This window comes from Dehalococcoidales bacterium, from assembly GCA_035529395.1.
Classification (GTDB): domain Bacteria; phylum Chloroflexota; class Dehalococcoidia; order Dehalococcoidales; family Fen-1064; genus DUES01.
This window is the reverse complement of sequence record DATKWT010000125.1, coordinates 1-10,690: the sequence shown is the minus strand read 5'-3', so window position 1 is coordinate 10,690 and position 10,690 is coordinate 1. Positions and strand designations below refer to the sequence as shown.

Here is a 10,690-nt window from a genome sequence, read left to right as displayed (position 1 = left end):
CCTCTGCTTGACCTCTTCCCTCAATTCCAACCCCTGGTCAGGGTCATCAAGCATCTCCTGGAGCTTCTCTTCCACCACGTCCTGAATCAACGCCTTCAACTGTTCGGTGGTGAGGTCTCTTATCTTCATCTTCCCCTCCGTCAATGGGTCAGTCCCAATACTATCATTATAGCCGGTTCAAGGAGCGGAATCCGGTATCATACTCCCCCAATCCCCTCCCCAAACGGTTCCCGTATTATACCACGCTCGGTGATGATGGCGGTGATATACCGATGCGGGGTGACGTCGAAGGCGGGGTTGGCGGCCTGGCAACCCTCAGGGGTAGTGTGGATACCGTGGAAGCTCGTGACCTCGTCCGGACTTCGCTCCTCTATCGGGATTTCGTCACCGGAGGCCAGAGACACGTCGATGGTGGTCGTCGGTGCGGCCACGTAGAAGGGCACGCCGTTCTCTTTCGCCAGTACCGCCACGGTGTAGGTGCCTATCTTGTTGGCAGTGTCCCCGTTGGCGGCAATCCTATCCGCCCCCACAATCACGCAGTCGACACTCCCTTTACTCATAAAGTAGCCCGCCATGGAGTCGGTAATCAGGGTTACCGGGATGCCGGCCTTTTGAAGCTCCCAGCAGGTGAGGCGTGCCCCCTGGAGCAGCGGACGGGTCTCGTCGGCCAGCACACGGACCTCCTTGCCCTGCTCGTGGGCATATAGTATGACGCCCAGCGCGGTACCGTAGCCGGTGGTCGCCAGCGGGCCGGTATTGCAGTGGGTCAGGATGGTGAAGCCGTTCTGGATAAGGTCGGCACCAATCCGACTCAGGTTTTCGGTGGCCTCGGCTTCCCCGGCGTGGATGCTGATTGCCTCGTCTATCAGGGCTGCCTTCGTGCGTGTGAGGTCCTTCCCGGAAGCGGCCACGGCGTCCATCCTGTCCAGCGCAATGAAGAGGTTTTTAGCAGTGGGCCGGGTACTCCTCAGTGTCCGGCTGACTTCCTGGAGCCTGTCCCGGAACTCCTCGATGGTACCGGCTTTGATTGCCAGAGCGCCGAGAACCATTCCGTAGGCACCGGCCACTCCTATGGCCGGAGCGCCCCGGACCTTCAGCTCTTTAATGGCTACAGCCATCTCGCGGTAGTCCGCAATTTCCAGGTAGACCTCTTCGCCGGGAAGTCGGGTCTGGTCCAGCAGGCGTACCCGGTCGCCGAGCCATTCTATCGGTTGGTAGCTGATTTGTTTCAACCTCTCCCCCTTGTTCTCCCTCTCCTTCAAAGGAGAGGGAGAGAAGTTTAGCTAGAGGGGCTATGCCCCTTCTGAGGGGCGCCCTCTCTATGACTCCCCATTTCACCCCTTCAACCCTGGTGCACGATTGATTCAACTCTTACTGTCTCATCCCCAGAGCTATCACGAAACACAGGGATAGTATAGTACATCTTCACCTCAACGTCATTCACTTCAATCTCCGGGTATTAGTGTGAAGAGAGAGTTTATTCGAGGTCTTGACAAACTCCACGTCGGGGAGTATATTCGTTGTGCACGTGGGTACGTATACATAGACACGATGTACATGCTGGCAGCGAAGCGTATAGCAATTGAGGAACATATCAGTGGTGAATCGCAAATTCATCTTTCAACGACATAACAGGCGGTTGAAGCGGTGGAGGGCACTGCAATTACCAGTCCGATGGTGATAGCAGAAGCCCTTCTTAGTTTAATCGATGATATATATTTCTTCACCGGTATAGAGAACAAGGACTAAAAAAGGAGGTGCCTGCCTTCAGTAGAGTAGACATATGCAAATAGCACGGTGCGGCTGGTGTTTGGAATATTATCTGCAAATACGGTTTGAGAACGCGATATATCAAGGAGGTCGCAATGTTGAAGAAAATTATTCATATACTTCTGGCATGTTCACTGTTAATGCTTCTCGTCGCCGCCGGGTGCGGGACCACGGCTGAAGAAGCCAAGGTAATCAAGATTGGCGTTATCGGGCCAATGCAGTTCGTACAGGGCGAGCACCACTGGTACGGAGCCACCATGGCGCGGGACAAAATCAATGACGCCGGTGGTGTAACAATAGATGGGGAAGAATACACGATTGAACTAATCAAAACGGACTCCAATGAGATGCTTAGCCCTACCGATGCTGCTACCGCTATGGAACGACTGATAACGGTGGATAAGGCGGACTTTGTGGTTGGAGGCTTCAGGACCGAGGCCGTATTCCCCATGCAGGATGTTGCCATGGAGTACAAGACTATCTTCCTCGGTTGTGGCGCCGCCACCTACGAACTCAATACACGTCTTGCTGAGGACTACGACACCTTTAAGTACTGGTTCAGGGTAACACCATTCCATTCCAATAATCTGGTGGCCAACTCGTTGGCCACTCTGGGACTGGCCGGAGCCATAATGCAAGGAGGATTGGGCCTTGAAGGTCCCCTGAAAGTTGCCATACTAGGTGAAGGAGCGCAATGGGCCGACGGTATGGTGGGGGCTTATGAAGCCTACGTGCCGGCGATGCTGGGTATGGAGGTTGTGGGGACATGGAGACCATCACCCACGGCTACTGACCTCACCGCCGAACTGACAGCCATAGAAGCTTCCGGAGCTCACTTTATCCTGACCATAATCTCCGGACCGATAGGCATTCCCTATGCTAAGGGGTTGGGCGAGCTGGAAATACCAGTAGCTTCAGTGGGTATCAACGTCGAAGCCCAGAAGGACGGGTTCTGGGATGCAACCGGTGGTTACGGCAACTATGAGACGACCCTGAACACCTACGCCAAGGGAATAGCCGTAACGGAGTACACCATACCCTTCTTCGATGCTTTCATGGAGGAGTACGGACAGACCCCAACCTATAATGCCGGCACCTACGATGCCATTCTCCTTCTTACAGAAGCTATCGAAAGGGCAGGGACTCTTGATTCCGATGCCGTTGTTGTCGAACTTAAAAAGACGGACTTTGTGGGGACCGGGGGCAGGATTACCTTCACGGGGCAAGATGCAGATAATCCTCACGACGTAGTATATGGTCCGGGCTTTGTAACCGGCCTGGCTACGCAGTGGCAGGATGGAGAGATGAAGGCCGTATGGCCGTGGGGCTGGAACGATATAACCTATGAAGGCACCGTTCAATGGCAGATACCGGACAGGGTAATTAAGAAATACGCTAAATAGCCGTAGAGGTATAACAGATTGCCTCCGAAAAACTCTTTATGGGGCCCCTGGGCTAGTCAGTGTAAGCCCGGGGTCCCCACGAAGTGGAGCCAGGTGGATTCTTATAGAGAATTATCTGGCGCAGATGAGCCATGATTGAAGGAATTCTGATTACCGGACTGATAAGGGGAGGGGTATATGCCCTTCTAGCCGTCGGCTTTTCTCTCATCTTTGGTGTGGCACGCATGATAAACCTGGCTCATACCTGTTTTTACATGCTGGCGGCTTACGGTATATATACCTTTGCCCATCTGCTTGGTCTGCACCCGCTGGTGTCAATTATCCTCTCTCTGGTCATTACTATCGCTATCGGGCTCGGTACCTATAAGCTATTTATTGACCGTGTACGTGAACACCATGTGACCATATTGCTGATAACCCTCGCTCTGGCTATGGTCTTTCAGGAATGCATGCTTTTGGCCTTTGGTGGTCACTATCTCGGGGCACCGAGTTTTATCTCCGGGTATCAGGAAATACTCGGGGTAAAGGTCTCCTATCAACATCTGCTAATCTTTGGCGTCGTCCTGGTTGTCCTCTTTGGTGTATGGATGCTTTTATCCAGGACACGGCTGGGGGTTGCTATCCGGGCTACTGCCCAGGATGCCGAAATTGCCGGTCTAATGGGGATAAATGTTCCCAGGATACTTCTGATAACCATGGGCATAGCAGCAGCGCTGGCGGCAGTTGCCGGCATCGTAGTAGCGCCAACACTCGTCCTGGAACCACACATGTGGACACCACCACTGGTAATGATTATGGCTATTGTTGTCCTCGGAGGGCTGGGAAGTGTCAAAGGAAGCTTCATCTCAGCCTTCATTATTGGTTACGTTGAGGTTCTGGTTGTCTTCTTGCTCCCGGAAGGCGCCTTTCTAAAGGGGGCGATTGCCCTGCTGGTCATGGTGATAATACTTCTAGTCAGACCTGAGGGCCTGTTCGGTGTAGCTTTTGAAGAGGAGAGATTGTAGTTGATAAGGCGGCTGCTTAAGGATTTCCAGGGGGATGTACTGGCTATCCCGGGTAGGTCAATAGCCTTAGTCTTTTTTCTGCTTCTGTTCATTATCCCTGCTATCACGCAAGATCCTTATATCCTGCGCACCCTTATCTTTGCCAATATGTTTGTCATTTTCGCCGTTAGCTGGGACCTTCTTTCCGGCTACACCGGTCAGATAAATTTCGGACATGCTCTCTTCTTCGGGGTTGCCGCCTACACATCAGCCTTGCTGAATATAAACCTGGGCTGGGACCCCTGGGCAACAATACCCATCGGGGCGCTAGCAGGGGTGGTAGCGGGAGTGGTGGTATGTTTACCTGCGTTAAGGCTGAGGGGACCATACCTGTCTCTGGTCACTCTGGCCTTTCCGCTTATACTCCTCGGGATTATTTTCGCCTTCTCCGATTTCACCGGTGGCGAGCTGGGTGTCTCCGGTCTGGCTCGCATTTCCGACTCACGCACCCTTGATTACTTTATCTCGGTGCTGGTTATGGTTGTCTCGGTGCTGATAATGTGGAAACTCACCGATGCCAAGAGCAGCTTCGTCAGAACGGGCATTATCTTTCATGCTATCCGTGAAGACGAGATTGCCGCGCGCGCCAGCGGTATCAATACCATCAGATATAAACTACTGGCTTTCATCGTGGCTGGTTTCTTTGCTGGAATTGCTGGTGCCTTCAATGCGCACTTTATGAGGATTGCCGGTCCTTCGAACTTGGACCTGTTCTTCTCGTTTCAAGCAATAATATGGACGGTTTTCGGTGGCATAACCAGCATTTATGGACCGGTGGTTGGGGTTTATGTTCTGCATCCTCTTATGGAGTTCTTGCGTATTGTTCCTGAGGTACGAATTTTAATTTTCGCCGGCATAGTGGTGGTGATGCTGCTCTTCATGCCGGAGGGTATCGCCGTCTGGGCACGTGACAAGCTTGAGCGGGAGTGCCCGCGCTGCAAGCTATCCAACATGGCCTTCCGGAAGACCTGCCGCGCCTGCAACACCCGTCTCTACGAGCAGGCGGCTGATTAGAGGCCGAGGTATGTCTTCCTGACGGTCTCGTCGCCAAGCAGTTCCTTGGCGGTTCCATGGGCAATTATGTGTCCCCGGGACATCACGTAGCTTCTCACCGCCAGTTCAAAGGCAAAACTCACGTCCTGCTCGGCGAGAAGAATGGTGACCCCCAGCTCGTGGTAAATCTCCTTGATACGTTCGAAGAGGTCCTCTTTCAATCGCGGAGCCAGTCCGCTGGAAGGCTCGTCCACCAGCAGGAACTTGGGCTGGCGCATCAGTGCCCTCCCGATGCAGAGCATCTGTCGCTCCCCGCCGGACAGCGTCCCCGATATCTGTTTCTCCCGTTCTTTCAGCCTCGGGAAGAGCTCATGGACTCGTTCCATGTTTTTTTCGATTTCCCGGCGGTCGTTGCAGAGATAAGCACCGGCAAGCAGGTTGTCCCGCACCGTCATTTCCACAAACGGCCTGCCCCTCTCCGGGCAAAGGACAAGGCCTCTCTCCGCTATCTCCGATGCGGAGAGCCCGTCAATCCTCTCCCCTTCGAACTCAATGGTCCCCTCAAAGGTTATATCTGCCTTCCTGGTCCCCCTGAGTACTTCCTTCTCCCACCTCACCAGCCCGGATATCGCCCGGAGTAGAGTGGACTTCCCGGCGCCATTGGGGCCAACCAGCCCCACCAGTTCACCTTTTTCAACGTGGAGACTGGCTTCATCGAGAACCATCGCGGTGTCGTAGCGAACGGTTACTCCCTTAACCTCAAGCAATGAGCACCTCCTTGCCGGTGTAGGCCTCAATCACCTGTTCATTCCTGGATATTTCTTCCGGGGTGCCCTGGGCAATCACCTCACCGAAGTTAAGAACGACCAACCTGTCCACTATCTTCATCAGTTCGCTGAGTTTGTGTTCAATGATGAGCATTGCCGGCCCTTCGCTGTGCAGCCTGCCAAATCTCCCCCCCTTGTGCAACCGTTTGATGGACTTAGCCATAAGCTCGGTCTCGGCTGGGTTCAGCCCGCCGAACGGTTCGTCAAGCAACAGCAATTCGGGGTCAGTGGCTATTGCCCTGGCTACCTCCAGCCGCTTCAGGTCACCGTGGGACAGGACAGAGGCAGGTTCAAGAGCCATGTCAGCAATACCAACAAACTCAAGTGCATCCCGGGCCTTGACCTCTATTCGCTTTACCCATTCGCCACGCTTCTTCACACGCGGTGAAAGACATCCCACCATGACATTGGCAATTATCGGCAGGCGGCGAAACGGTTTGACCACCTGGAAAGTCCCCACCAGGCCTCTCTGGACAACATCCCAGGAACGGTGCCTGGTGATGTCCTCTCCCTTGAACCGGACCTTTCCCGTATCGGGCTTCAGTATGCCCAGAATACACCGCACCAGCGTGGTCTTCCCGGCACCGTTGGGGCCAATCAGCCCGACAATCTCATCCCGCCCCACCTCGAAGCTTACGTTATCGACAGCTACCAGGCCGCCGAAGCGCTTGGTCAGGTTCTCTACCTCGAAGAAAGCAGCCATCTTACAGCTCCTCGGTCTCCCTCAGCTCACGCCGGGACACCTTGCCGACGTCCGTCTTGGGTACCTCACCCCGGAACTCTACTATCCTGGGGCACTTATAGTGGGCCAGATTCTCCTGGCAGTATTTGATAATCTCCTCTTCCAGCACCTTGCCCCTGGCTTCCGTCTCCAGGACAACCACCGCCTTGACCCTCTCGCCCACCTCCGGGTCCGGAACGCCGATTACGCCCGCCTCCTTTACCTGAGGGTGATTCGCCAGCACTTCCTCCACCTCACGCGCGAATACGGCCAGACCCTTGTACTTTATCATGTCCCGTTTTCTATCGTAGAAGGAGAAGTATCCTTCTTCGTCCATGCTGGCAAGGTCGCTGGTACGCAGCCATTTTTCTCCATCAATCTCCACGAGGACCTCTTCCGTCTCTGCCGACTGGTTCCAGTACCCCTTCATCACCTGCGGTCCCCTGACCAGAAGCTCCCCTACCTCCCCTACGGGCAGGAAATCCGTACCGTCGGGGTCGACTATGGCAGCAATGGTATTGGAGAGCGGTATGCCAAAGGAGCCAACCTTCGGCCGGCCGTAGGGGTTGAGAATACCCACCGAACTGGTCTCGGTCATGCCCCACCCCTCATGTATCCTGGTGCCGGTCCGCTGCTCCCAGCCCCTGGCAGTATCCTCAAGGAGGGCGTCCGCCCCGGATACCAGCACTTTGAGGCGTTTCCAGTTCACCCGGTCGGTCCGGGCATAGTCCCTGAGCGCCTCGTATAGCGAGGGCACACTGTAAAATATAGTCGCCCGGTAGCTCTCTATGGAGTTCAGAATATCATCCAGGTCCGGGGTAGTAAATATCACCAGGGTATAGCCCTGGGATATCCCGCCCAGCATGACCACGGACTGACCGTAGATGTGGTAGAAGGGCAGGTAGGCAAGGATAATCTCCTTACCGACCTCCATGACATCCCCCCAGAACGCCTGACCGAGGTGATGGGCAGCGACGATATTGTGGTGAGTTATCATAGCACCCTTGGGTAGTCCGGTGGTACCGCCGGTATAGGGCAGGGTCACCAGGTCCTCACGGACGTTGAACTCAATGTGTGGCGGTTCCGGCGGATAGCCTTTGAGGAGGTCCTGGAACTGGTAGAAGCCTTCTCTCTGGTAGATGTCCATCGGAGGCGCGGACATCTTCTGGTACACCGCGCGGAGCATGCTCTTGCCGAGGAACCTCTTCAGGCGGGGAAGGTACTCGGTGACATCGGTCAGGATCACGCGGTCAAGCTCCACCCCCGCCTTCTCCACATGGTCATACAGGATGTCCTGGCAGATGATACTCCGTGCACCGCTGTCCTCTATCTGGTGCTTGATTTCGGACGAGACGTACATGGGGCTGATTGGCGTCAGGGTCGCTCCGGCCTTGAGGGCCCCGAAGTAGGCAATGATAAACTGGGGGGAGTTAAGCAGGAGCAAGGCGACCTTGTCTCCCTTTTTCACCCCGAGGTCGGCCAGGGCAGTGGCGAACCTGTCGACCTGGTCTCTTAGCTCCCGGTAGCTTAGCTTCCTGCCGTAGAATACCAGGGCAGTCTTGTCCCGCCACCTCTCCGTGGCGGCATCGAATGTCTCTACCACGGACTGCTCCGGGATATCCACGTCGGGTGGTACTTCAGGACGGTAGAACTTCAACCACGGTCTCTTGTGATAGATAGTATCGGTCGCCATAATGCCACCTCCTGCTTACCCGGGACTATGGTCTACGCTATATACTGCTCAGGAAACTCTGGAGTGGTTTGTGCAACCTGGCAAATGGAGAATAGACCATCCGAAGTCCGATGTCAATAGGTCGAATTGGCTCATAAGCAGAGAAGGTTGACAGTGCCGGGTTTCCTGCTTATGATTTCTATCAGACTGTTCCAATAGATTTCTGGTAATAATAGAAAGGGGAGAGGTAGAAAGCATGGAGAGTCAGGTTGAACTCAACGAAGGGCGTGTGCAACTGCTGCGTAAGTTTCGGAAGGCTCTACCCGACCTGTGGGATGTTGAAATCCCGGTAATAAGTGAAGTGTACAAGGACGGAGCCCTCAGCACAAAGACAAAGCGGCTGATGTCGTTGGCCCTGGCACTTGGTGCCGGATGCACTAACTGCATCCTGGGACAGACCACGGGTGCACTTGACGCCGGAGCGACCACAGAAGAGATACTGGAAACACTCTCGGTAGTGGTGTCCATGCGTGGCACTACCGGGATTGCGGAAACACTCCGGGTAGTCAAGCTGCTGGATGAGATGGGAAAGCTCTAGGAGTGAACTGAAAAAGGGGAGTCCAGAGGGGCTTCGCCCCTTCTGAGGGGCGCCCCCTTATGACGGGGGTCTGGGGGTGTCCCCCAGATAGAGGATGGTCGGGGTTTTTCGTCACACTGCTAGAGTTCCTTGCGACGCAGCACCACGGGGGACAGGAGCAAGCAGGCAATCGTGAGTACCATGCATACCGCCATGGCGGTCCATGCCGCAGACGGAGCCAACTTCTGTATAGATGCTAGCCAACCCACATAGGTTACGTTGGCTTAAGACCCAGCAGATCAACGGAAGTGACTGGTGAGACTTGGTGTTGACTATCCGCCATAGTACAGGCACAATTAAGAATCAGGAGGGGCAATCTCGATATGGTAGGAAGAAGTAACTTGTCTCGTCGAAGGTTTGAGCGCCTGGTAAGGAGGGCGCTGGCAGCCCTGCCAAAGGAATTCCGGAGCAGACTGGAGAATGTGGCGGTGGTGATAGAAGATGAACCGCCAGAAGACATGCCTGACACCCTGGGGCTCTATGAGGGAATACCCCTCACAGAACGCTCACTGGAGGATGTCACCTTGCCTGACGTGATAACGATATTCAAGGGACCCATTGAGCGAGCCTGTCATACTGAGGAAGACATCGAGGCCGAGGTGCGTCTCACAGTACTTCACGAGGTGGGGCACTTCTTCGGGTTAGAAGAGGCACAACTGGAATAGGCAGAAAAACAGCGCGGGTACGTCCGGCCGCCTTGTAGTTTCTTCCCATGAGCTAGTGCCAGTATCATCCCAGAAACGGGCAGGCATCAAACAGACTGGCTACATGTACATACAAATGAAACCTCTCGGGCGAAGTCTGCTGAAATGGAAGGGACTTCTCATGCCAGGCATCTGGGTTGTTGTCGCTGTCGCCGGCGCCTACATCATTCTTGCCGGCCTCCTCTTCATTTTCCAATCCCACTATGTGTACTATCCTGAACGCATTCTTGTAGCGGACCCCGGTAGCATTGGGCTCAACTTCGAGAACGTCTCATTTGAAACCTCGGACAGGATCGAGCTCTCTGGCTGGTTTATTCCCTGCGCTGGTGCCAGTGGTGTGATTCTATTCTGTCATGGTAACGCAGGCAACATATCACACCGGTTAGAGTCCGTTCAACAGTTTCATCGACTCGGACTGGACGTTTTCATTTTCGACTACCGAGGCTACGGCCAGAGTAAAGGAAAGCCCACGGAGCAGGGCACCTACAAAGATGCTGAGGCGGCGTGGCGGTACTTGATTGAGACGCGCCAGATGAATCCGGACCAAATAGTCGTTTTTGGCCGGTCGCTTGGTGGTGCGATTGCCTCGTGGCTTGCGCAGACCCACCCGCCAAGGGCACTTATCCTTGAGTCAACATTTACATCCCTTCCCGATATTGCTGCCACACTCTATCCCTATCTTCCGGTAAGGTGGCTATCGCGTTTTAAATACGATACGGCAGAGTACCTGGGCAGAGTGGATTGCCCCGTTCTGATTGTCCACAGCCGCGATGATGAAATAATGCCCTTTGAACACGGGCGGCAACTGTTTGAGGCGGCGAAGGAGCCGAAGAGATTCCTCGAAATCTCTGGTACCCACAATGAGGGGTTCATCACATCAGGCAGGCATTATGAAGAAGGTCTGAATGCATTCATCCTGG

The 10,690-nt window shown here is 54.5% G+C and carries 10 protein-coding genes; 6 read left to right on the top strand and 4 right to left on the bottom strand.

Annotated elements, in window-relative coordinates:
• Nucleotides 1-197: 197 nt before the first annotated feature.
• On the bottom strand, nt 198-1,232 hold the full coding sequence (gene mtnA / locus VMW13_08170; protein HUV44789.1) for an S-methyl-5-thioribose-1-phosphate isomerase: 1,035 nt from the start codon (nt 1,230-1,232) through the stop codon (nt 198-200).
• Between the two features lie 633 nt (nt 1,233-1,865).
• Here mtnA and VMW13_08165 point away from each other — a divergent pair.
• The 3 genes from VMW13_08165 to VMW13_08155 all read left to right on the top strand — a co-directional run bounded on the left by VMW13_08165 (nt 1,866) and on the right by VMW13_08155 (nt 5,230).
• A complete protein-coding gene (locus VMW13_08165) occupies nt 1,866-3,173 on the top strand; it encodes an ABC transporter substrate-binding protein (protein HUV44788.1) in 1,308 nt (435 codons plus the stop codon).
• 131 nt (nt 3,174-3,304) lie between these two features.
• Nucleotides 3,305-4,177, top strand: a complete 873-nt coding sequence (locus VMW13_08160; protein ID HUV44787.1) for a branched-chain amino acid ABC transporter permease — start codon at nt 3,305-3,307, stop codon at nt 4,175-4,177.
• Complete coding sequence (locus VMW13_08155) at nt 4,178-5,230, top strand: hypothetical protein (protein HUV44786.1); 1,053 nt, start codon at nt 4,178-4,180, stop codon at nt 5,228-5,230.
• Here the strand turns inward: VMW13_08155 and VMW13_08150 are convergent.
• From VMW13_08150 to VMW13_08140, 3 genes are read right to left on the bottom strand one after another with little or no spacing between them, the layout of a single operon-like run.
• Nucleotides 5,227-5,976 carry an ABC transporter ATP-binding protein gene (locus VMW13_08150; protein HUV44785.1) on the bottom strand — a complete coding sequence of 250 codons (750 nt, stop codon included), beginning with the start codon at nt 5,974-5,976 and terminating at the stop codon, nt 5,227-5,229. The genes VMW13_08155 and VMW13_08150 overlap by 4 nt on opposite strands.
• Nucleotides 5,969-6,739 carry an ABC transporter ATP-binding protein gene (locus VMW13_08145; GenBank protein ID HUV44784.1) on the bottom strand — a complete coding sequence of 257 codons (771 nt, stop codon included), beginning with the start codon at nt 6,737-6,739 and terminating at the stop codon, nt 5,969-5,971. The genes VMW13_08150 and VMW13_08145 overlap by 8 nt, the downstream gene beginning before the upstream one ends.
• Before the next feature lies 1 nt (nt 6,740).
• The gene (locus tag VMW13_08140; GenBank protein ID HUV44783.1) at nt 6,741-8,450 is read right to left on the bottom strand and encodes a long-chain fatty acid--CoA ligase; all 1,710 of its coding nucleotides are present in this window, start codon (nt 8,448-8,450) and stop codon (nt 6,741-6,743) included.
• 235 nt (nt 8,451-8,685) lie between these two features.
• Between VMW13_08140 and VMW13_08135 the strand changes: the two genes are divergently transcribed.
• From VMW13_08135 to VMW13_08125, 3 genes are all read left to right on the top strand, one after another.
• Complete coding sequence (locus VMW13_08135) at nt 8,686-9,027, top strand: carboxymuconolactone decarboxylase family protein (GenBank protein HUV44782.1); 342 nt, start codon at nt 8,686-8,688, stop codon at nt 9,025-9,027.
• 362 nt (nt 9,028-9,389) lie between these two features.
• Entirely contained in the window at nt 9,390-9,731 is a 342-nt protein-coding gene (locus VMW13_08130; GenBank protein ID HUV44781.1) for a metallopeptidase family protein, read from the top strand.
• A gap of 160 nt (nt 9,732-9,891) precedes the next feature.
• The coding region (locus VMW13_08125) for an alpha/beta hydrolase (GenBank protein HUV44780.1) at nt 9,892-10,690 on the top strand (799 nt) is incomplete at its 3' end.